Genomic DNA, 21,796 nt, shown 5'->3' on the forward strand with positions numbered 1-21,796 from the left:
CGGGTGCCGCGGGCCGCGCTGCAAATTCGAAGGAGAAACCGCCACTCGACCCCGGCCGATCGCGATGTCTTCGTCGGCCGAGCGCGGTTTCTCCTTCAAATTTGGAAGTAGGGGCTAGGCGGCAGACTCGACCTGCCCCACCGCCGCCCGCGCCGAACCCCACGACGCCAACCTCTCGCGCACGTCGTCACGCTGCTCGACCTCCAGCGCCGAAGCGAGCGACGCGTCGAGCACATCGTCGATCAGGATCCGTCGGCCCTCGTTTTTCGAGGCGATGGCCGCCTCGACCATGGCCAGGCTCAGGACGTTGCCGTGTACCTCGCCGTCGGGGCTCTCGCCCGTGCGGAGGGCACTGACGAACGCCGCGAGGGATCCTGCGATTTCCACTCCGACCGATCCGAGAGCGTCGGGGTTGCCCGGCTGGCCGTCGATCTCGCTCACGGGAGCGTCGTCACCGCTCCAGATCGCGGCACCGGCCTCGCCCGAGACCCGCCAGGAGCCGTTCCACGACGTCTCGAGGCCGGGGCTGCACCACGAGCCGTCGTACGTGTAGCGTAGGCCGCCCTCGAATTCGAAGATCGCCGACGCCGCCGCATCGCCCCGGTACCACGACCACGACGGGTTGAACGATTCGCAGTAGACGGCGACCGGTTCGGCGTCGAGCAGGTAGCGGGCCGAGTCGAAGGCGTGGATCGCCATGTCGAGGAGGAGGACGTCGTCCATCTCGTCGCGGAACCCACCGAAGTGCGGGGCCTTGGCGAACTGCGTGCTGAGCAGGCCGAGCCGTCCGAGTAGACGGGCGTGCTGCTTGAAGGCGACGAGCTGGTCGTTGTAGCGGCGCGACTGCGACACCATGAACAGCTCGCCGGTGATCTCGGCCGCAGCGACCAGCGAGAGCGACTGCGCGACGGTCGGTGCGACGGGCTTCTCGCCGAGCACGGGCAACCCGAGGAAGAGCGCCTGGGTCGTCACCGGGTGGTGCGCGACCGGCACGGTGATATCGAGGATCGCGTCGGGTCGGGTCGACTGGACGAGGGCTTCGAGAGCGACGTCTACCGGGAGTGCCGGGTCGCCGTAGTGGGCGGCACCGGCACGCGCCGTGTCGAGATCGAGATCGACGATGCCGACGAGTTCGACGTCGGGGGAGGCAGCGACCACCTCGAGCCACGCCCGACCCATGCCTCCGGCGCCGACCTGGATCACCCGGAGTGGCCGGTCAGCGGAGTCGACCCGGCGGAAGGCGCTCACGCGGAGACCGAGGATCCGGCCGACGCCGCGACGTCCGACCCCGAAGCGGAATCCTCCGCCGGAGAGGCAGGGGCCTCGAGCGGGTGGTCGAACGGCCCGGCGTAGTGCTGCCCGTCGAAGTATTCGCCGAGGTCGTAGCGACGGAGCGTCGGCATCTCGCGCGGGCGCTCGGGGCGTGCCCACTCGCAACCGTTGGCGAGCACGCGACGGACGTCTTTGTGGAAGTAGACGGGGAAATCTTGGTCGCCGGGCGAGAAGTAGAAGATCTTGCCGAGCCCGCGACGGTAGGTCATTCCGGAGCGGAACACCTCGCCGCCGGTAAAGCCCGAGATGAAGATGAGCTCATCGGGCGTCGGCACGTCGAAGTACTCGCCGTACATCTCTTGCTCGGGGATCACGATGGGGTTCGGCACGCCGCGGGTGATGGGGTGCTGCGGGTTGACCGTCCACACGAGCTCCTGGTCGTGCTCGCTACGCCAGCGCAGGGTGCAGGTGGTGCCCATGAGCTTGCCGAAGATCTTCGACCAGTGGCCCGAGTGCAGCACGAGCAGGCCCATGCCCGAGAGCACGTGGCGGTGCACACGATCCACGATGAGGTCGTCGACGTCGGCGTGGGCCGCGTGCCCCCACCAAGTGAGGACGTCGGTGTTCTCGAGCAGCTCGTCGGTGAGGCCGTGCTCGGGCATGTCCATCGTCACGACGGTGATGACGGCGTCGGGGAGGTTCTCTTGGATGCCGGCGGCAATGGCCCCGTGCATGCCGTCGGGGTAGCGCTCGGCGACGTGAGCTTCCACCTTCTCGTGGACGTTCTCGCCCCAGACGGTGATTCGAAGGGGCGCAGCGCGGAGGGGTGACGTGGTGTCAGTCATGGGGAGTCCTTTACTTGACCGCGCCACCGGTGGCACCGGCGGCGATGAATTTCTGGGCTGCGAGAAGCAGCACGATGGCGGGGATGGAGGCCATCACGGCGGCGGCCATGACGGTCGACCAGTCGGAGGTGAACGTGCCGATGTACTGGTAGATGCCGAGGGTGATCGGCTGGACGTCCTGCGTCGTCGTCAGGGTGAGGGCGAAGAGGAAGTCGCTCCAGGTGAAGAGGAACGTGAACAGCCCGGCGGTGATCAGCGAGTTGACGCTGATCGGCAGCACGATGGAGCGGAAGGCCCGGAAGTTGCCGGCCCCGTCGACCTTCGCCGCCTCGATGATCGAGGTGGGGATGTTCAGCATGAAGGCCCGCATGATCAGGATCGCGAACGGGATGCCCGCGGTCGAGTCGGCGAGGATCAGCCCCGGGATCGAGTTGAGCAGACCGAGGTCGTTGTACGCGGCGTAGAGCGCGTTCGCGACCACGATGCCCGGGATCATCTGCGAGATAAGGATCCCGAACAGGAGGGCGTTCACGCCCCGCACCTTGAACTGGGCCAGCGCGTAGGCAGCGGGCGTCGCGATCACCAGGCTGATGATCACGCTCCCGAGAGCGACGAGCAGGCTGGTGACGAGGTTGCCCGCTTGATCCTGGAACGCCTGCACGTAGCCGTTGAACTGCGCGTGGATCGGGAACCAGGCGGCCTCGATAGCCGGCCCGGCGGGCTGCAGCGAGATGTTGATCATCCAGTAGACCGGGAAGAGCATGACCGCCAGGATGAGCACGCCGACGGCGGTGAGGAGGTACTTCTTCGCGTTCCCGCGGACGCGGGGTTTGAGCGTTGCCCCGCGGCCGGAGGGGCGCCGGAGGGGGAGTGCGGTGTCAGTCATCGACGGCCTTCCTGTTGAGGCGGAGATAGACGATCGCGAACAGGGCCGAGATCACGATGAGGATGTTGCTGAGAGCGGCTCCCGACCCGAAGTCGAACTGTTTGAACGACAGGTCGTACGACTGGGTCGCGATGGTCTGCGTGGCATTCGCCGGGCCGCCGTTCGTCAGGCCGAGGATGATGTCGAGCACCTTGACCGTGTAGACGACTCCGAGGACGAGCACGACGCTGACCACCGGTCGCAGCATCGGCCAGGTGATGTGGCGGAACGCCTTCCACCCGGTCGCGCCGTCGAGCGAGCCCGCCTCGTAGAGCTCTTCGGGGATGTCTTGCAGCCCGCCGTACAGGATCGTCGTGTTGAACGGGATCCCGATCCAGATATTGACCAGGATCACGGTGATCAGGGCCACGCTCGGGCTTGTCAGCCAGGGCACGGGGCCGATGCCGACTCCGCCGAGGAACTGGTTGAGAACGCCGGAGTCTTGGTCGAGGATCCACTTCCAGACCGCGCTCGAGACGATGAGCGGCAGCAGCCAGGGCAGCAGCAGTAGCGAGCGGAGCACGCCCGACAGCGGGAAGTTGCGGCGGAAGAACAGGGCGAAGAGGAGACCGATCGCGAACTGCCCGACGATCGAGCCGATTGTGAAGAGGGCGGTGTTGAGCAGCGCGGTGCCGAAGAGCTGCGAGCCGAGCACCTTGACGTAGTTCTGCAGGCCGACCCAGGGGGCTTCGCCGGTGTAGAAGGTCGTCGTCGTATAGGCCTGGAAGCTCATGATGACGTTCTTCACGACGGGGAAGCCGAAGAAGAGGAGGAGGTAGACGGCGGCCGGCACCAGGAACAGGAGTTGGAACAGTCGCTCCAGCTTCATCCCGCCCGGCCTCCGCCGGGGCCGCGGCGACGAGACGCGAGTCTCGTCGGCCGCGGCCCGGCGCGTGGTGCGCGCCTGTGCGGTGGAGGTCATCGTCAGTTGCTCGACTGGGCGTTCTTCAGTGCGTCGGCGGGCGACGACTGACCGGTGAGCGACGACTGCACGGCGGTGTAGATCTTCGTCGCGGCCTTGGGCCAGTCTTCGCCGAGCTCGCCCGTCCGGGCACGAGCGCTGGCGACCAGGTCGACGAACACCTGCTCTGCGGGAACGTCTTTTCCGAACTGCTCGGCCGCGGCGGTCTTCGAAGGGATCGTGTAGCGGAGTTTCGCCATGCCGAGCTGGTTCTTCTCGGAGTTCATGCAGTCGACGATCTTCGCCGCGACCTTCTGCTTGGCCTTGTCGCCGGTGTTCGGCACCGTCCAGACCTCGCCGCCGAGCGGGGCGACCGCGGTGTCGCTGGCCGACTGCACGGGGATCTGGGCGATCCCGTAATCGACCTTGCTGTCTTTCAGGCCGGGGATCTGCCACGGGCCGTTGATCATCATCGCGGTCTTGCCGGCGATGAACTGGTCGTTCACGTCGGCCTGCGTCCAGTTGACGACGCTCTTCGACATCGAGCCGTCTTTCACGAGGTCGGTCCAGAGCGACAGGGCCTCCTCGGTCTGGGGCGTGTTGATGTCTTTCTCGTCGCCGCCGTTCGACCACATGAACGGCAGGAACTGCCAGGTGCCCTCGTAGGTGGCGTTCGCGTCGACCGCGAAGCCGTACTGGCTGCCCTTGGTGAGCTTCTTCGCGTCGGTCTTCAGCTCGTCCCAGGTGGTCGGGGGAGTGATGCCGGCCTTGTCGAGGATGTCTTTGTTGTAGAAGAGCGCGATCGTGTTGACGGTGGGGGCGAGGCCGTAGACCTTGTCTTTGTAGGTACCGGCGTCGAGCACGCCCTTTGCGTACCCGTCGGTCGAGATGCCGTAGTCGGTCAGCGGCGACAGGGCGCCGGTCGCCGCGATCTGCTGCAGGTCGGGGTTGTCGAGCATCAGCACGTCGGGCAGCGTCTTGGAGGAGGCCTGCTGGAGGACCTTCTGGATCAACGAGGATCCCGGCACCAGAGTCCGGTTGATCTTCACGTCGTTCGCGGCCCCGCATTTGTCGAGGTAGTCGCCGATGACGGTCTTGTCGTTGCCCTGGTTGTAGTAGTCGAGGACGGTGATGGAGTCGACCTTGCCGGACGACGTCGAACCTCCGCTGCCGGAGCAGCCGGCGAGCACGAGCGGGATGGTGGCAGCCATGGCGACTGCTCCAAGGGCGGTTCCGAATCGGGATCTAGGCTTCATTGCTTAGCTCTTCTCTTGATGGGTGCAGGGCACGGCATCGTGACTGCCGCGATCGGGAGCCGCAGCCGGATCGCTTCGTCGCGTTCCCGAGTGGGCACGACCGTAGCAGTAAAGCGCTTAGCCAGTAAAGCGCTTAACGCAGATTTTTTGTGAGTGATTCACGAGTACAGTGACTCCACCGGGACCACGAGGGGGCAGGCATGGCGACCATGCAGGAGGTGGCGATCCGCGCGGGCGTCTCGATCGCGACCGTGTCGTTCGTCGTGAACGGCACCAAGAACGTCTCGCCGGGCACGCGCGAGAAAGTCACGACGGCCATGGCCGACCTGGGCTTCCGCAACAACGTGGTGGCCCGTGCGCTAGCCAGCCGTCGCACCCGGATCCTCGCTCTGCTGTTTCCCGCGCTCGAGCACCGCCTCGGCAGCACCGCGCTGCAATTCGTGTCGAGCGCGGCTGCCCGCGCTTCCGAGCTCGGCTACCACCTCGTGCTCTGGCCCGCCGGCACCACCGCCGACGATCTCACCGAGCTGCTCTCGGGCGGTCTGGCCGACGGCGTGCTCGTGATGGAGGTCAAGATGACCGACCCGCGCATCGAGAAGCTGGTCGAGATGGACGTGCCTTTTCTGTCGATCGGGCGCACGTCGGATCCTTCGGCTCTGCCGTTCGTCGACATGGACTTCGAGACGACCGTCGAGAACGGCCTCGACTACCTGCAGGGTCTCGGCCACCGACGAATCGGTCTCGTGATCGAAGACCTCGAGGGCACCTCGATGGACGGCTACGGCCCGCACATCCGCGTCGAGCGGTCGTTCCGGAGCGGAATGCTGCGCCGGGAACTCACCCCGGTGGTCGTGGCGTGCGGACCCTCGGCGCGAGGCGGCCGGGAGGCGGCCCGGATGCTGCTCGAGCAGGATCCAAAACTCACGGCCGTCATGATCATGAAAGACGACTCCACGTTCGGGCTCGTGAGCGGCCTCACGTCGGCGGGGCTCAACGTGCCGGACGACGTCTCGATCCTGGCCGTCGCCTCGTCGAACGAATCGGGGGCCGCGACCGAGCCGGTGCTCTCGACGATGAACGCCCCCGGCCACGAGCTCGGCGGCCTGGCCGTCGAGGCGCTCGTCGCCCGACTCGACACCGGATCGACCGAGCTGCCGCACGTGCTGCTGCCCTGCGTGCTGAACGTCGCCGACTCGACCGTGGTGGCGCGCGAGCGGTAGCTCCGAAAAGCCGACCAGTCGCTCAGGCGCCGGCGATTCCGAGTCCCACGAAGACGAGGCCCGTCACTGCGAGCGCTGCGGCGAGCAGACGGCGGAAATCCTGCCGACCGAGCCACGAGGATCCGCGAGCCGCGAGCCCGGCCACCCCGGGCAGGCGCTCCCACAGGAGGCCGAGCACGAGGTACGGCCCGATCATGGCCGCGATGAAAACGCCGTAGGCCGCGATGCGCAGGCCCCAGTCCGGGCTCAACCCGGAGATGACGCGGCCGGTGACGTACATGGTCACGACGCCGCTGATGCTCACGAGCGTATTGGCGAAGCCGAGGGCGACGAGGTCGACGGGTCGAGTTCGCCGGGTTCGGGGCCGCCTGATCTTTCGGGGTCTCCTGCTCAGACGAAAGACGACGAAAGCCGTCAGGAGAAGGAGGGCCGCGGCGACGAAGTCGACCGATCGGCGGATGAGAGCCGCCTCGACGCGTCCGCGATAGGAGTCGATGAACGTCTGCGGGTCGACGCTCCGGAACGCGACGAGGAGAAGCGTCGCAGCCACGACCATGCCGAGGCAGAGGCTGCCGATGAGGAGGATGGGGTGTCGGTCGCCGCGGGTCAGCACGCGGAGGGCTATGCCCGTGAGGGCGGGGCTGAAGCCCATGACGAGCCCCAGGCTGATCAGGGGAACCACGGGTGGATGCTAGCGGGCTTCTCAGACGAGCGTGAGCAGATCGTGTTCGACCACGTCGGTTACGCCGAGCACTTTGTAGCCCTCGCTCTCGAAGAACACGGTCACCCGGTCGCCGTCGGTGCTCATCACGGTGCCCTCGCCCCAGGCCGCGTGCGTCACCCGCGAGTCTGTGGGGAAGACCGCAGGATCCGGCGTGCCGTCTGCCGAACCGGTCGCCCCGTCGCTGCCCGGCTCGCTCTCCGCGCGCTCGCAGTCATCGCAGTTGCCGCAGCGCTCGGGCGAGTCCTCGCCGAAGTAGCCCAGCAGGCGCCGTCGCCGGCATCCTGGAGCCTCGGCGAAGGTACGCATCATGTCGATCCGCGACTTCTCGACGCGCTCGCGGGTCTTCGCGATCGCGCGAGCCGCCTCGGCGGCACCGCGCGCGTCGAAGTCACCGACGACCTCGAAGCCGTCGGTGCTCTCGGCCAGGGTGCCGGCTTCGAGCAATAGGTCGATGAGTCTCGACACCGTGCGGGAGCCGAGAGCGAGCTGGTCGGAGACCTCCCGACGCGTGGCGGGCCGACCGGCGGCCTCCAGGGCGGTGAACACGGCGCGGAGCTCCGAGCGACGGGGGAGCCCGGACGCGAAGAACGAGCGGAGCGAGAGATCCTCGGCCCGGTAGTGGAGAGTCGCCCGCGCGGGCTCGCCGTCGCGGCCAGCCCGGCCGATCTCCTGGTAGTGCGCGTCGAGGGAGTCGGGAACATCGGCGTGCACCACGAAACGGACGTCGGGCTTGTCGATGCCCATGCCGAAGGCGCTCGTGGCGACCACAACGTCGACCTGGCCGGCGTGGAAGCGCTCGTGCAGCTCTCCGCGCTCGGCGGACCGCTGGCCGCCGTGGTAGCCGACGACCGTCCGGTCGGGGCATCGTTCGGCGATCTCGGCGGTGTAGCTCTCGGTCTCCCGGCGGGTGGCGACGTAGACGATGCCGGGGGTGACTTCGTCCGCGACCTGATCGACGACGGCCCGGATCTTCTCGTCGTCGTCTTCGTGGCGGACGACCTCGAGCCGGAGGTTCGGCCGGTCGAAGCCCCGGCTGAGGATTAGCGGGTCGTCGAGACGCAGCCGCTCCACGATCTCGTCTCGGACCGGGCCCGACCCGGTCGCCGTGAGGGCGAGGACTCCTGGCCGTCCGAGACGCTCCACGATCTCGCCGAGGTGCAGGTAGTCGGGCCGGAAGTCGTGCCCCCACGACGACACGCAGTGCGCCTCGTCGACGACGACGAGCGCCACTCCCACGTCCCGCAGTCGATCCACGGTCTCGTCGCGGGCGAGCTGCTCGGGGGCGAGGAAGACGTACGTGATCTCGCCCGCCGCGAGGCGGTCCCAGCTCTCGTCGTTCTCGGCGTCCGTCCGGCCCGAGTTGACGGCGATGGCGGCGGGCGCGTCCGGGCGTCCGATGAGGCCGGCAACCTGGTCGGCCTGCAGGGCGATGAGCGGTGACACGACGACCACGGGTGCGCCGAGGACGGCCCCGGCGACCTGGTAGATCGCTGACTTGCCGAAGCCCGTCGGCATGATGGCGAGCGTGTCGCGTCCGGCGACAACGGCCTCGATGGCTTCGAGCTGAGCCGGGTGGAGATCGTCCCAGCCGAAGAGGTCGGCCGCGGCTCGGGTGATGCGATCGGTGTCGGTGTCGGTGTCGGTGTCGGTGTCGGTGGTGCGGGTGTCGCTGTGGGTCGCCGTGCTGCGGCGGGTGCGGGCGGTGCTCATGGCGTCTCTTTCGAACGGGAACAGATGTCTAGCTCAGTCCCGCTCGAATCGACACGCCGACCACTGTCAGTTGTTCCCTGGCCGACTCGTACCCCGTCGGCGGCGCGGTCGGGAAGCGTACCCGGTCGACCGGTCGTGCGCTCCCGTCCGCCGGTACGGTCGAACGATGTCCCCCGATCTCGACGCATCGCTCGCCGCCTGGGTGCTGGCCGACTTCGATCTCACTGTGGTCGAGAGACGACGGCTCGACGGCGGTTGGGATCCCGACGCCACCGTCTGGTGGGCACGGGGTAACGACGGGCGAGAGTGGGCCGTGAAATGGACCCGCCGCGACACGCGCTACGGGCTGCGCCTCATGCGGTCCCTCGCCGAGGCCGGCACGGTCGGGGTTCCCAAACCTCTCCTGTCGGGCCGTGACCCCTGGAGCGAGCGACTCGGCGGACGCCTTTCGCTAACCGAGTGGATCTCGGGGGACGACGCATTCGACGCCGGCCTCGACACGGCTGGCTGGCAGGCCTTCGGCCGTCTGCTCCGCCGGATCCACGAGCACGGGCCGGTCACGTCAGACGACAAGGATCCGGGCCCCGACGCCGCCGACATCATCGGGCCTCGGGCCGAGACCGCTCGGCGCGGCATCCGTCGCTCCGGCATCCACGTCCGCCGGCGGCTGTCTGAGATCGACGCCCTCGTCTCCGCCCTGCCGGACCACGCGGATCCTCGTCTGACGCTCTTCGCACGCCAGTGGCCGGCCGCTCGCGCTCGGATCGAGCGACTCCGCGAGACGGCGCGGACTCTGAGGAGCACGCGAGAGCCGACGAACCGCGTCAGCTGCCACGGCGATCCGCACCTCGGCAACGTCGTGCTCGACGCCGACGGGCGGCCCTGGCTGATCGACTTCGACGATGCCGTCCGCGCGCCACGCGAGGTCGACCTGATGCTCGTCGAGCTGGGCGTGCTCTTCTCCGTCGCCATCTCCGACAGCGATCGGGAGGCATTTCGTTTCGGTTACGGCCCATACCGGGTCGACGAGGATCGCCTCGTGCGGTTCGGCTGCGTTCGCGCCGTTGAAGACCTGGTCGAGACAGCACGCGAGCTGCTCACCCACAAGTCGCGCGCCACCGTCGACGAGTTGGTCGATCTCTTCGACGGGATTCTGTCGGACGACGGTCTGGCCGGTCTCGTCGAGTCACGCCCGCGATCGAGTGCGGACGAGGCCAGACGGCTCGATCTCGCCTAAAGGTCGTTGTGACCCGGGCGCTCTCGACCATTCGCGCCTAGTTTTCCTCGTAGACGAACGCGGGGAGAACAACGGTGTCGAAGGCGATCACACGGCGAGGAGTGCTCACAGGCGCGTTCGCCACTGCGGCTGCGGCCACCCTGGCGGCCTGCACCTCGACCCCCGGGCCTGTCGCCGCGGGAGGCGCGGCAGGGTCGAAGGCGGGAAGCCGTGCCGTGTCGGGCACTCTGACATTCGCCTTCTGGGGCGGCAGCGACGGCGAGACGGCCGGCTTCGAAGAGGTCAAGGCGAAGTTCGAGGCGAGGAACCCCGGCACGACGATCGAACTCAAGACCCTGCCCTACGCCGGGTTCTTCTCGAGTATCGATCGCGGCATCGTCTCGAACACCGCTCCCGACGTGTTCCGGGTCGACTACACGTCGATCGGCAAGTACATCTCGCACGGCGTCCTGCTCGACGTGACACCGTACTTCAGCGTCGCCGAGACCGAGGCGTTCCTGCCCGCGTTCTGGAGCGCCGTCCAGTACGACGGGCGCGCGTGGGGGGTGCCGCATCAGACCGATACGAGCGCCGTCGTCTACAACACCAAAGCCTTCGCTGAGGCGGGCATCGGCGCAGTCCCCGACCGCCTCGCCGACGCGTGGTCGTGGGACGAGTTCAGCGCGGTGGCCGCCAAGCTGCGCAAATCGCTGCCGGAGTCCAAGTATCCGTTCGCCTACGACTGGACCGCCGCCGGCGCCTACCGGTGGTCGTCGTTCGTCTACCAGGCCGGCGGTTCTCTTCTCTGGGACGACCTGACGAAACCAGCCATTCCGAGCGCCGCCTCGCGGAAGGCGCTGGAGTTCACGAAGGGCTTCTTCGAGAAGAAGTGGGTGCCCGCCAACAACACCATCAAGACGACCGTCTACTCCGACAACTTCTTCCTCAACCAGACCGTCCCGATGACCTTCATCGGCGACTTCCTCGTGCCCGAGATCGCCGACAAGGCCAACGGGTACCAGGGCGGCGAGTGGGCGACGACGTTCCTCCCGCAGGACGAGACGGCCGCCGCCGACCTCGGCGGCAACGCAGTCGTGGCCTGGAAGGGCACCGAGAACCCCGACCTGGCGGCGGCGTTCCTCAAGTTCCTGGTCAGCGAGGATGCGATGAAGCGCTTCTGCGAGCTCGCCACCGAGCTGCCGACGCTGCAGTCTCTCGCCGCCGAGACCCTCGACTATCAGACCCGGCCCGACTCGATGAAGGTCTTCACCCAGCAGGCCACCACGATCACCGACGTCGTCGTGAAGGAGACCACCGTGCCCGGCTTCGCCACCATCAGCACCACCCTGCAGGATCAGCTCGAGCTCGGCCTCACCGGCGGCGACAGCGACACGACACTCCGAGCCATCGCGTCGGGAATCCGCGGGGCGGTCGCCTGATGTCCGCCTCCTCGACGGCGTCGACGCTGCGCCCGGGTCGGGTCGATACCAGACAGAAGACCCCGTTCAGGATCCGGGCAACGACCTCCATCGCGGCCAGTGCTTTCCTGCTGCCCAACGTGCTGATGCTCGCCCTGTTCACCCTCCTCCCGCTGGTGTACGCCTTCGTGATCAGTTTCCAGTCGCTCGACTCGCTGGGCTGGACGACGTGGGCGGGCTTCGGCAACTACGTCACGATGGTGACCGACCCGGTGTTCTGGCGCTCTATGGCCAACACGGGCGTTTTCACCCTGTTCACCGTCCCGGTGGGCATGGCCATCGGGCTCGCCATCGCCGTGCTGCTGAACGGCGTCCTCCCCGGGCGCACTGTGTTCCGCTCGATCATCTTCCTGCCCCTCGTCGTCTCCGGCGTCGCCACCGGCGTCCTAGGGGCCTGGATGTTCGACCAGAACAACGGCTTCATCGACAAGATGCTCCAGGCGATCGGCCTGCCGTCGATCGACTGGCAGTCAAACGGTGCCTGGGCGCTCACGGCGATCATCCTCGTCACGCTGTGGCAGCGGGTCGGATTCGACATGCTTATTTACCTGGCCGGCCTCCAGGGAGTCGACCCCGGGGTGCAGGAGGCCGCTCGGGTCGACGGGGCGTCCGCGTGGCAGTCGTTCCGTTACATCACGCTCCCGTTGCTCGGGCCGTCGACCTTCTTCCTGCTGATCATGAACCTCATCTACTCGTTCCAGGTGTTCGACACCGTCTGGGCGATGACCCGGGGCGGACCCGGCTACTCGACGACCACCATCGTCTCGTACGCCTACCGCCTCGCCTTCGACGAATCCGGACCGTCGTTGCTCGGCTACGGGGCCGCGGTCGGCGTCGCCATCTACCTCATCACCCTGGCGATCACCGCCATCCAGTGGCGAGCCAATACCAGGCGCGAGCGCGCCGAGCAGGGGATCTGAGATGTCGTCTCTCACCGATGTGTTCGAGGTCGCGGGCGACCTCCCCGAGATCGCCCGGACGCCGAAGCGGGCGCCCAAGCCCAAACACGGCAGACTTCTCTGGCTCCGCCTGACCGCGGCGATCGTCATCACCGTCGTCATGGCGTTTCCGCTGTACTGGATGCTCCTCACGGCGTTCTCGACCCGGGCCGACCTCTATGCGCCCGGCCTCCACCTCTGGCCGCGCCACCTCACGCTCGACAACTTCGTGCAGCCCTTCGAGGCGTTCCCCGTCTGGCGATGGTTCGGCAACTCGCTGTTCATCGCCGTGATCGTGACGGTCATCACCGTCGTCTGCAACCTGCTGGCGGGCTACGCCTTTGCCAAGCTCCGGTTCCGTGGCCGCAACGCCCTCTTCCTACTGCTGCTGTCGACCATGATGATCCCGCCGCAGGCGATCATCGTGCCGCAGTTCAAGCTCTCAGTCGGCCTGGGCCTCTACGGGTCGCTGTGGAGCGTGATTCTGCCCGAGGCGGCGGTGATCTTCGGGGTGTTCCTCGCCCGGCAGTTCTTCATCGCGATCCCTGACGAGCTGGTCGAGGCTGCACGCGTCGACGGGGCGGGGCACTTCCGGGCCTTCTGGTCTGTCGTGCTGCCGCTCTGCAAGCCCCTGCTCGCGGTTCTCGTGCTGCTGACCTTCATGGGGGAGTGGAACGCGTTCGGTTGGCCCCTCGTCGCGCTCTCGGGCGACCAGAATCAGTTCACCCTGCCCATCGGCATCGTCGCCGACCTTCAGGGTCAGTACACCTCGAACTACGGCGCGATCATGGCCATCAACCTCCTGATGATCCTGCCCATTGTTGTGCTGTTCGTCGCGTTCCAGAAGTACTTCGTCGAAGGTCTGGCGCGCTCCGGCCTCAAATGAGCGGCCGGCCGCGAGAAGGGCTGCGGCGGCAGTGTGCCGCGCCCGGCTCGGGCTACCGGCGCCCCGCACCCAACTCGGGGAAATCGGTGTCGCGCCACTCGCCGTCGAGCGGCTCGGCACCCGGCAGAACGGCGCGGTCTTCGCGCTCGCGGAGCTCGACCCGGCGGATCTTGCCCGAGATCGTCTTCGGCAGCGGACCGAACTCGACGCGCCGGACGCGCTCGTAGGCGGGCAATGCTGAGCGGGCATGCCCGAGCACGGCAAGGGCGGTCTCGGCGGTGGGCTCCCACCCGGCGGCGAGCGTGACGTACGCCTTGACGACATTCAGCTTGATGTCGTCGGGCGCCGGCACGACGGCCGACTCGGCGACGGCAGGGTGCTCGAGGAGGACGCTCTCGACCTCGAATGGCGACACCTTGTAGTCGGACGACTTGAAGACGTCGTCGGTGCGCCCGATGAACGTGATGAAACCGTCCTCGTCGCGCGAGGCGACATCGCCGGTGTGGAAGACGCCGTCCCGCAGGGCCGCGGCCGTGCGGTCGGCATCGCCGAAGTAGCCCGACATGAGATTGACCGGGCCAGCCGAGAGATCGAGGCAGATCTCGCCCTCGGATCCTGCCTCGCCGGTGACCGGGTCGATCAGGGTGACCGCGACGCCGGGAAGGGGCTTGCCCATCGAGCCCGGCTTCACGACGTCGCCCGGGCGGTTGCCGATGATGGCCGTCGTCTCGGTCTGGCCGTAGCCGTCGCGGATCGTCAGACCCCAGGCTTCCTCGACGCGGGCGATGACCTCGGGGTTCAGGGGCTCGCCCGCCGAGACGATCTCGCGGAGGCTGCTCGGGCGCGCGCCAAGATCGGCCTGGATCAGCAGACGCCACACCGTCGGCGGCGCACAGAAGGTCGTCACACCGGCCAATTCGAGCTGCCCGCGCAGAGCCGCGGCGTCGAACCTGCCGTAGTTGTAGACGAACACGGTCGCCTCGGCGATCCACGGCGAGAAGAAGCAGCTCCACGCGTGCTTGCCCCAGCCGGGCGAGCTGATCGCCAGCTCGACGTCGCCGGGTCGGAGGCCGAGCCAGTACATCGTGCTCAGGTGGCCGACCGGATACGAGACCTGCGTGTGCACGACCATCTTCGGCCGGGAGGTGGTGCCGGAGGTGAAGTACACGAGGCACGCGTCGTTGCGGCCGGTGGTGATCGACGGGCGCGCGGATCCTTCTGTCGCTTCGGGGTCGAGGGAATCCGGGTAGTCGACCCAGGTGTCGTCGGAGGCCGCAGCCGCACCGCCCACAGCGATGCGGGTGAAGTCGCCGGTGACCGTGTCGAACTTGTGCGTCTCGTCGGCGTTCGTGATCACGTGGCGAACGGCGCCGCGGTCGATGCGATCTTGAAGGTCGTGCGACTCGAGCATCGTCGAGGTCGGCAGGATGACCGCGCCGAGCTTGATCACCGCGAGCATGGTCTCCCACAGCTCGAATTGGTTGCCGAGCATGAGCAGCACGTGGTCGCCCTTGCCGACACCCAGCCGGTACAGGTGGGTGGCGAGCTGATCGGAGCGGGTGGCCATCTCGTCGTAGGTGGTCTGCGACGAGCGGCCGTCTTCCTCGACGATCCAGAGGGCCACGCGGGAGTTGCCCCGCGCGATCACATCGAACCAGTCGGTCGCCCAGTTGAACGTGTCGCCGACGGCCGGCCATTCGAACGAGTCGACTGCTGCGGCGGCCTTGGCGGCCGAGTCGGTCGAACCGATCAGTGAATCACGGGCGGCTCGGTAGGCAGCGGTGCCCGGAGATGTCGTCATGAAACCATCTTGCCCGCTCCACCTCCGAGCGGGTTCCCCGCTAGCGCGCCTGTACCCAGGGCGCAACCGGGGGCGACGAGCGCGGCGACTCGGCATACTGGACCCGTAGAGCCGCCCGTGCGACAGGAAACGAGACGACGATGACCCTCCCCGATCAGGAGAGCGGCGACCCGGTGCGCATTCTCGGTGGGCGCTACCGCCTCGAGAAGGTCATCGGTCAGGGCGGCATGGCCGTCGTCTACCGCGGTCACGACGAGACCCTCGACCGGTCCGTCGCCGTCAAGGTGTTCCACGCCGGGCTCGTCGACATCGCCCGCCAAGAGGCCGAGCAGGGAGTGCTCGCCTCCCTCGAGCACCACAACCTGGTCAGCCTTCTCGACGCCGGAGTGACCGAGACCAACGGTCGGCCCGAGCGATTTATCGTCATGCCCTTCGTCGCCGGGCAGAACCTCGAGGAGCGACTCTCGGCCGGGCCCCTTGCGGCACGTCACGTCGCCGAGATCGGCTACGACCTCGCCGAAGCCCTCGACTACATCACCGCGCACGGCATCATCCACCGCGACCTGAAGCCGTCGAACATCCTCCTCGTCGACTACGGCAACCCGACCGATCGTGCCCGCGCCAAGCTGACCGACTTCGGCATCGCGCTCGCCGACGACGTCGAACGCCTGACCGCTGACGGCATGACCACCGGCACGGCGGCTTACCTCAGCCCCGAACAGGCCCGCGGAGCCCACGTCGGCCCGGCCAGTGACGTCTACTCGCTCGGTCTTGTGCTGCTGCAGTGCTTCACGCGGCGCCGCGAGTTCCCCGGCTCGCTCGTCGAGTCGGCGGTCGCCCGGCTCTCGCGCGACCCGGTGGTACCCGAGCCGCTTCCGGCGCACTGGCGGCACGCTCTCACCGTCATGACCGCGCAGGATCCGGCGGCCCGCCCAGTGGGCCCCGCGCTCGTGGCGCTGCTCCGCGACATGGTCCTCGCCGAAACCGCCGCGTCAAGCGAGGGGCTTGTCGGCGGTGTCGAGGCCGCGTCGGCCGCCGCCGCTCCTTCCACTTCGGCCGCCGCCACGACCGGCGCACACCCGCCAGCTCTCGACACGCTGCCGGGCGAAGCCCTCGAGAGGCTCACGACGCTCGCGGCCCGACTCTTCGACGCGCCGATCGGTCTTCTCAACGTGATCGACGACGACCGCGTCTGGTCGCACTCCTACTTCGCCGAGGGCGTCGACGACGCGGCCCGGAACATCGCCTTCGACCCCGCATCGCCGATCTCGACCGTTCCGGTCGTCATCCCCGACGGCACGGCCCACCCCGAGATGCGCAACAGCCCCCTCGTCACCGGCTCGCTGGGCCTCCGGTTCTACATCAGCGTTCCCGTCACTCGGCACGACGGTCAGACCATCGGCACGCTGTCGGTGCTCGACGTGGTCGCGCGCAGCGTCACCGAGGGCGAGCTGGCGAACCTCGCAGATCTGGCCGCTCTCGCGGCGTCGCAACTGGAGCTGCGCCAGGAGTCGCTCCGCACCACGAGCGATGCGCTGTCGCTCGGCGACTGGGATCAGCAGACCCAGGCCATGTGAGCATGGCCGACCCGGTGGCGAGCTACCCGATCGGGTAGGGAGGCGGCGGGTAGGGTGGGTCCGTGAACGAGCTCGCGGATCCTGATGTCCATGCGTCTCGCGAGCTCCTCCTCGAGCACGCGCGCACCGTCTCCGAGCAGGCCGACCGGCATGCGGTGACGCTGGAGTCGATGCTCGCCATCCTCCGATCGGGGCGCCTCGACGACCGGGCAGCCCGAGCGCTGGCGATCGACGTGGCCGCGGCCTCGCTCGTCGAGGCGCGGATGGCGACCGACCAGCAGCGCGAGGCGATGCTCGAACCCGTCGTCGGCGCGTTCGCCCGACTTCGAGCCGACCTCCGGCCGCTCGTGCGGTTCGGTGACCTCGACGTGCAGTTCGTCGAGCCTCCCGTCACCGGCCGAGCCCTGCCCGGCGAGGTCGCCCATGCGGCGCGGGCGATCGTCCGGAGCGCCGTGCTGGCCTTCGTCGACACGGGCGAGAGTCGTCGCGTGCGCATCCAGTGGGACTGCGACGGGCTCAACCTGCTCATCGGAATCCGCGACGACGGGCTCGGCGAGTTGACCGTGCACGACGATTCACTCAGCCCGATCGCCGAGCGGGTGTCCGCTCTCGACGGCGAACTGCGGGTGTCGTCGACTCCGGGCTGGGGGTCGGAGCTGTCGGTCGCCCTCCCGCTCGATCCGCCGGCCGAGCCCGATCCGCTGCTCGAGGCCGTCGAGTTGAGCCCGCGCGAGCGCGAGGTGCTGCGGCTCGTGGCGTCGGGTGCGCGCAACCACGACGTCGCTCAGAAGCTCGGCATCAGCGACAACACGGTCAAGTTCCATGTGTCGAACCTGCTGCGCAAGGCCGGTGCGCGGTCGCGGGCGGAGCTGGTGGCGCAGGCGCGCTAGCCGGGTGCTGGCTACTGCGTGTCTGCTCGTCGCGTTGGTCGAGAGTCCGCAAATGGGCCCTGCTGCCTCGCACGGAGGCTCATTTGCGTACTTTCGCCGGCCCTCGGCGACGGCAGTGGCTAGAGAAAGGTTGGTTAGGCTAACCTAACTACGTGACCTTTCAGGATCCGAACTCCCTCCTCCCGACTGTGGGCGACGACCTCTCGGCCCAGTCGATAGACGTCGCCTACGACGGCGTTCCCGTTGTCCGCGGTGCCGACCTTGCGTTCGAGACCGGCCGGGTCACGGCTCTCGTCGGCCCCAACGGCAGCGGCAAGTCGTCACTGCTCCGCACCATGGCGCGGCTGCAGAAGCCCGCGGCCGGCGACCTCCGTCTTCGCGACTCCGACGCCCTCTCGCTCTCGATTCGAGACTTCGCGAAGCGGGTCGCGCTGCTCACTCAGGGGCGCCCCACGCCGGGCGGGCTCACCGTTCGCGACGTGGTCGACTTCGGTCGTCACCCGCACCGCAGCCGCTGGGGTCGGTCTGATGCCGGGGGAACGGCAGCGATCGACCACGCGCTCGAGGTCACCGGCATGACGGCGTTCGCCGAGCGAAGCGTCGAGCACCTCTCGGGCGGTCAGCTGCAGCGTGTGTGGCTGGCGAGCTGTCTCGCACAAGAGACGGGTGTCGTGCTGCTCGATGAGCCGACGACGTACCTCGACCTCCGCTACCAGGTCGAACTGCTCGACCTCATCCGCGATCTCGCCGACGACAAGGGCATCGCAGTCGGAGTCGTGCTCCACGACCTCGACCAGGCGGCCGCGGTCGCCGACAGCGTCGTGCTCCTGGACGCGGGCCGCGTGGTCGCGACCGGCGCACCCTCCGACGTGCTCACCTCCGACCTTCTGACCCGGGTCTACGGCATCCGCATCGATGTCGACACCGACCCCGCCACAGGCCGTGTGCGCACCCGCGCCATCGGCCGCCACCACACCCGCAGAGAAAGGCTCCACACCTCCTCATGATGAGACGACGACTCCTACTGACCGCCGCCCTCGCCACCTCCGCCGCGCTCGCGCTCAGCGCGTGCGGCACCACCGAGGCTGCGGCCCCCGAGACGAAGGCGGCCGCGGCGAAGATCTCTCTGACCGACGCGAGCGGCACGAAGATCACCCTCGATGGACCGGCCACGAAGGTCGTCGGAACGGAGTGGAACGTCGTCGAGAGCCTGCAGTCGCTCGGCGTCGCTCCGGTCGGGGTCGCCGATGTGAAGGGCTACAACGCCTGGGATTCCACCGTTCCGGTGGCCGCCAACACGAAAGACATCGGCACCCGCGGCGAGCCCAGTCTCGACACGATCGCCACCCTCGCTCCCGATCTCATTGTGGCGACGACCGATCTGACCACGGCCTCGCTGAAGCAGCTGCGCAAGATCGCTCCCGTGCTGGAGGTCCGCAGCGCGAACGGCACCGGCCAGATCGACCAGATGTTCGAGAACGTCGACCTCATCGCCAAGGCCACCGGCACCGAAGACAAGGCCGCCGAGCTCAAGAAGTCGTTCGACACCACGATCGCCGACAGCAAGAAGGCTCTCGCCGACGCTGGCCTGGACGGCGCGAAATACACCTTCGCCGATGGCTACGTCGACGCCAACCAGGTGAGCATTCGCCCGTACACGGCGACGTCGCTGATCGGCGAGGTGAGCAGCGAGCTCGGTCTCGAGACCGCCTGGAAGCTGAAGGGCGACGCCGACTACGGTCTCGCCGCCACCGACGTCGAGGGTCTGACGAAGCTCGGCGACGTTCAGTTCCTCTACGCGACCAACAAGGTGGACGGCGACGATCCCTTCGCGAAGACGCTCGCGTCGAACGCGGTGTGGAAGTCGCTCCCGTTCGTCGAAGACGACCAGGTGCACCGCCTGCCCGACGGCATCTGGATGTTCGGTGGCCCGGAGTCGATGGAGGCCTACGCTGACGCGGTCGTCGCCGCCCTCGTGAAGTAGCACCGTGACCGCCACCGCCGAGAAGACCGCTGAGACGACAGAGACGACAGCGACGAGGATCCGGCCCGCCGCCCCGAGCGATCAGCCGCTCCCGCGCCTCCGACTCACCGCGGTGGCGGTCCTCCTCCTGGCGCTCGTGGTCGTGCTCGGCCTGATCGACATCGCGCAGGGCACGGCCGCGGTCGGACCGGCGGAACTCTGGCAGGCCCTCACCGGACGGGCGAGCGAGAGTGGTTCGGCCGTGATCCTGTCGTCGCGGCTGCCGAGGATGGAGGCCGGGATCCTCGTCGGTCTCGCCCTGGGAATCTCGGGCGCCGCACTCCAGGCCATCAGCCGCAACGTCCTGGCATCGCCCGACACGCTCGCGGTCAATGCCGGTGCGTACTGCGCCCTCGCTGTCGCCGCGGTCACCGGTTTCTCGCTGCCGCTGCTCGCGTCGAGCGGCATCGCGTTCGTCGGCGGCCTCGTGGCTGCAGCCGTCGTGCTCGCCCTGTCCGGTCTCGGAAGCGGCACCGTGCGCTTGGTCCTCGCCGGCAGTGCCCTGGCACTCGGCGTCGGTTCGGTGACGAGCGCCCTGATCTTGCTGTTCCCCGAGCGCACGATCGGTCTGTATCAGTGGGGCGAGGGCAGCATCGGCCAGAGCGGCCCGGAGGGCGTGCTGCAAATGCTGCCGGTGGCGGTCGTCGGAGTGCTCGGCCTCCTCGCCCTCGGCCGCCGGATCGATGCGCTCGGCCTCGGCGACGACGCGGCACGGAGCCTCGGCGTCGGGGTGCGCTCGACCCGGACCGCCGCTGTCGTCTTCGCCGTGCTCCTCGCCGCGGTTGCCGTGACTCTGGCCGGCCCGATCGGGTTCGTCGGGCTCGCCGCGCCCGCGCTCGTCCGCCCCCTGATCCGTGTTGTCCCGGGTCTCGTCCGCTCCCGAGCCTTCTTTCCCATCGCGGGGCTCGCCGGTGCCGTGGTCGTCCTCGCCTCCGACGTGCTGCTCCGGCTCGTGATCGGTGCCGACGCGTCTGTGCGCGTGCCGACCGGGGTCGTCACCGCTTTCGTCGGCGCGGTCTTCCTCGTCGTCCTGGCGTTCCGGTCCCGCGACTCCGGGGGAGTCGTCGCGACCGACGGTCACCCGGTCAGGTCGAGGATCCGAGTCGCCACGACGATCGCGATCCTCGCGCTGGTCTTCCTTGCCGTTGTCATCGCCTCTGCCCTCCTGGGTGACGCGAAGCTGCTGCTCGGCGACGTCGCCAACTGGATCCAGGGCCGATCGGGGCAGGTCGTGACCTACGTTCTCGACACCCGGGCGCCACGCGTGCTGGCGGCCGTGGTGGCGGGTGCCGCGCTCGCGTTGGCCGGCACGATGGTCCAGGCCGTCACCCGCAATCCGCTGGCGGAGCCAGGGATCCTCGGTGTCTCCGGCGGAGCCGGCCTCGGTGCTGTTCTGCTGGTCACAACCGTGCCCGCGGCCGCCACCTGGGGAGTGGCGGGAGCCGCGTTCGTCGGCGCCGCGATCGCCGCGCTGATCGTGTTCGGTCTGTCGGCTCGCGGTGGTTTTCAGCAGAACCGCCTCGTGCTCGTCGGCGTCGGCGTCTCGGCCGCCACCACCGCGCTCATCAGTCTGCTCATCGTCCTCACCGACCCCTATAACGCCGCGAAAGCCCTGACCTGGCTGTCGGGATCGACGTACGGACGCACTCTGCCCGATGTCGCGCCGGTCGCGATCGCACTCGCGGTCGGTCTCGTCGTCTCGGGGCTCGGCCACCGCGAGCTCGACCTCGTGGGGCTCGACGAAGACACGCCGCGCCTGCTCGGGCTCCGGCTGTCGTCGACCCGGCTGGTCTTCCTCGCGGTGAGCGTGCTGCTCACCGGCACCTCCATCGCCTCGGTCGGGGCCATCGGGTTCGTCGGCCTGGTGGCGCCCCACGCCGCGCGGGCACTGGTCGGGCGCCGCCACACGCGGGTTATCCCCGTCGCCGTGCTCCTCGGGGCGATCCTCGTCGGTCTCGCCGACGTCGCCGGCCGCACCGTCATCGCGCCCGCGCAGCTCGGCGCCGGGCTCTTGACGGCGCTCATCGGCACTCCGTACTTCGTCTGGCTGCTCTGGCGGTCGAGGCGCTGACGCGAGCTCGGCGAAGCCCGGTGAACCTCGAACGCCCCGCGGCAATAGAGTTGATGGCGGCCC

18 protein-coding genes are annotated in these 21,796 nt (G+C 68.4%); 10 read left to right on the forward strand and 8 right to left on the reverse strand.

Features of this window, described 5'->3' with window-relative positions:
- Positions 1–114: 114 nt before the first annotated feature.
- From EDF39_RS15100 to EDF39_RS15120, 5 genes are all read right to left on the reverse strand, one after another.
- Positions 115–1,248, reverse strand: coding sequence for a Gfo/Idh/MocA family protein (locus EDF39_RS15100; protein WP_233573157.1), 1,134 nt, complete (start codon positions 1,246–1,248; stop codon positions 115–117).
- A complete protein-coding gene (locus tag EDF39_RS15105) occupies positions 1,245–2,117 on the reverse strand; it encodes a ThuA domain-containing protein (RefSeq protein WP_123944398.1) in 873 nt (290 codons plus the stop codon). The genes EDF39_RS15100 and EDF39_RS15105 overlap by 4 nt, the downstream gene beginning before the upstream one ends.
- Positions 2,118–2,127: 10 nt before the next feature.
- The gene (locus tag EDF39_RS15110) at positions 2,128–3,003 is read right to left on the reverse strand and encodes a carbohydrate ABC transporter permease (protein ID WP_123944400.1); all 876 of its coding nucleotides are present in this window, start codon (positions 3,001–3,003) and stop codon (positions 2,128–2,130) included.
- Positions 2,996–3,871, reverse strand: a complete 876-nt coding sequence (locus EDF39_RS15115; RefSeq protein WP_233573182.1) for a carbohydrate ABC transporter permease — start codon at positions 3,869–3,871, stop codon at positions 2,996–2,998. The genes EDF39_RS15110 and EDF39_RS15115 overlap by 8 nt, the downstream gene beginning before the upstream one ends.
- A gap of 95 nt (positions 3,872–3,966) precedes the next feature.
- A complete protein-coding gene (locus EDF39_RS15120; protein ID WP_055959136.1) occupies positions 3,967–5,199 on the reverse strand; it encodes an ABC transporter substrate-binding protein in 1,233 nt (410 codons plus the stop codon).
- 200 nt (positions 5,200–5,399) lie between these two features.
- On the opposite strand from EDF39_RS15120, the gene EDF39_RS15125 reads away from it, so the two are divergent.
- Complete coding sequence (locus EDF39_RS15125; protein ID WP_233573159.1) at positions 5,400–6,419, forward strand: LacI family DNA-binding transcriptional regulator; 1,020 nt, start codon at positions 5,400–5,402, stop codon at positions 6,417–6,419.
- Positions 6,420–6,441: 22 nt separating this feature from the next.
- On the opposite strand, the gene EDF39_RS15130 is transcribed toward EDF39_RS15125, so the two are convergent.
- Complete coding sequence (locus tag EDF39_RS15130; RefSeq protein ID WP_123944402.1) at positions 6,442–7,101, reverse strand: hypothetical protein; 660 nt, start codon at positions 7,099–7,101, stop codon at positions 6,442–6,444.
- A 21-nt stretch (positions 7,102–7,122) separates the two neighbouring features.
- Complete coding sequence (locus EDF39_RS15135) at positions 7,123–8,853, reverse strand: RecQ family ATP-dependent DNA helicase (RefSeq protein ID WP_123944404.1); 1,731 nt, start codon at positions 8,851–8,853, stop codon at positions 7,123–7,125.
- A gap of 166 nt (positions 8,854–9,019) precedes the next feature.
- Between EDF39_RS15135 and EDF39_RS15140 the strand changes: the two genes are divergently transcribed.
- The 4 genes from EDF39_RS15140 (at position 9,020) to EDF39_RS15155 (ending at position 13,371) form a co-directional block, all read left to right on the forward strand.
- Positions 9,020–10,090 (forward strand): aminoglycoside phosphotransferase family protein, encoded by a 1,071-nt coding sequence (locus EDF39_RS15140; RefSeq protein WP_158613246.1) that lies wholly within the window; start codon positions 9,020–9,022, stop codon positions 10,088–10,090.
- 101 nt (positions 10,091–10,191) lie between these two features.
- Positions 10,192–11,508, forward strand: coding sequence for a sugar ABC transporter substrate-binding protein (locus EDF39_RS15145; RefSeq protein WP_158613247.1), 1,317 nt, complete (start codon positions 10,192–10,194; stop codon positions 11,506–11,508).
- Positions 11,508–12,467 carry a carbohydrate ABC transporter permease gene (locus EDF39_RS15150; RefSeq protein WP_123944410.1) on the forward strand — a complete coding sequence of 320 codons (960 nt, stop codon included), beginning with the start codon at positions 11,508–11,510 and terminating at the stop codon, positions 12,465–12,467. The genes EDF39_RS15145 and EDF39_RS15150 overlap by 1 nt, the downstream gene beginning before the upstream one ends.
- Position 12,468: 1 nt before the next feature.
- Complete coding sequence (locus tag EDF39_RS15155) at positions 12,469–13,371, forward strand: carbohydrate ABC transporter permease (protein WP_084815931.1); 903 nt, start codon at positions 12,469–12,471, stop codon at positions 13,369–13,371.
- 52 nt (positions 13,372–13,423) lie between these two features.
- Here the strand turns inward: EDF39_RS15155 and EDF39_RS15160 are convergent, their stop codons facing one another.
- Positions 13,424–15,172, reverse strand: a complete 1,749-nt coding sequence (locus EDF39_RS15160; RefSeq protein WP_123944412.1) for an AMP-binding protein — start codon at positions 15,170–15,172, stop codon at positions 13,424–13,426.
- A gap of 140 nt (positions 15,173–15,312) precedes the next feature.
- On the opposite strand from EDF39_RS15160, the gene EDF39_RS15165 reads away from it, so the two are divergent.
- The 5 genes from EDF39_RS15165 to EDF39_RS15185 all read left to right on the forward strand — a co-directional run bounded on the left by EDF39_RS15165 (position 15,313) and on the right by EDF39_RS15185 (position 21,733).
- Positions 15,313–16,749: a protein kinase gene (locus EDF39_RS15165; protein ID WP_123944414.1), complete on the forward strand. Its 1,437-nt coding sequence runs from the start codon at positions 15,313–15,315 to the stop codon at positions 16,747–16,749.
- 62 nt (positions 16,750–16,811) lie between these two features.
- The gene (locus EDF39_RS15170) at positions 16,812–17,639 is read left to right on the forward strand and encodes a LuxR C-terminal-related transcriptional regulator (protein ID WP_055959120.1); all 828 of its coding nucleotides are present in this window, start codon (positions 16,812–16,814) and stop codon (positions 17,637–17,639) included.
- Between the two features lie 152 nt (positions 17,640–17,791).
- Complete coding sequence (locus EDF39_RS15175) at positions 17,792–18,646, forward strand: ABC transporter ATP-binding protein (RefSeq protein WP_199726227.1); 855 nt, start codon at positions 17,792–17,794, stop codon at positions 18,644–18,646.
- Positions 18,643–19,623, forward strand: coding sequence for an iron-siderophore ABC transporter substrate-binding protein (locus EDF39_RS15180; protein WP_199726228.1), 981 nt, complete (start codon positions 18,643–18,645; stop codon positions 19,621–19,623). The genes EDF39_RS15175 and EDF39_RS15180 overlap by 4 nt, the downstream gene beginning before the upstream one ends.
- Positions 19,624–19,627: 4 nt before the next feature.
- Complete coding sequence (locus tag EDF39_RS15185; RefSeq protein WP_123944416.1) at positions 19,628–21,733, forward strand: iron ABC transporter permease; 2,106 nt, start codon at positions 19,628–19,630, stop codon at positions 21,731–21,733.
- Positions 21,734–21,796: the final 63 nt, after the last annotated feature.

The sequence above is a fragment of the Frondihabitans sp. PhB161 genome, assembly GCF_003814635.1.
Lineage (GTDB): Bacteria > Actinomycetota > Actinomycetes > Actinomycetales > Microbacteriaceae > Frondihabitans.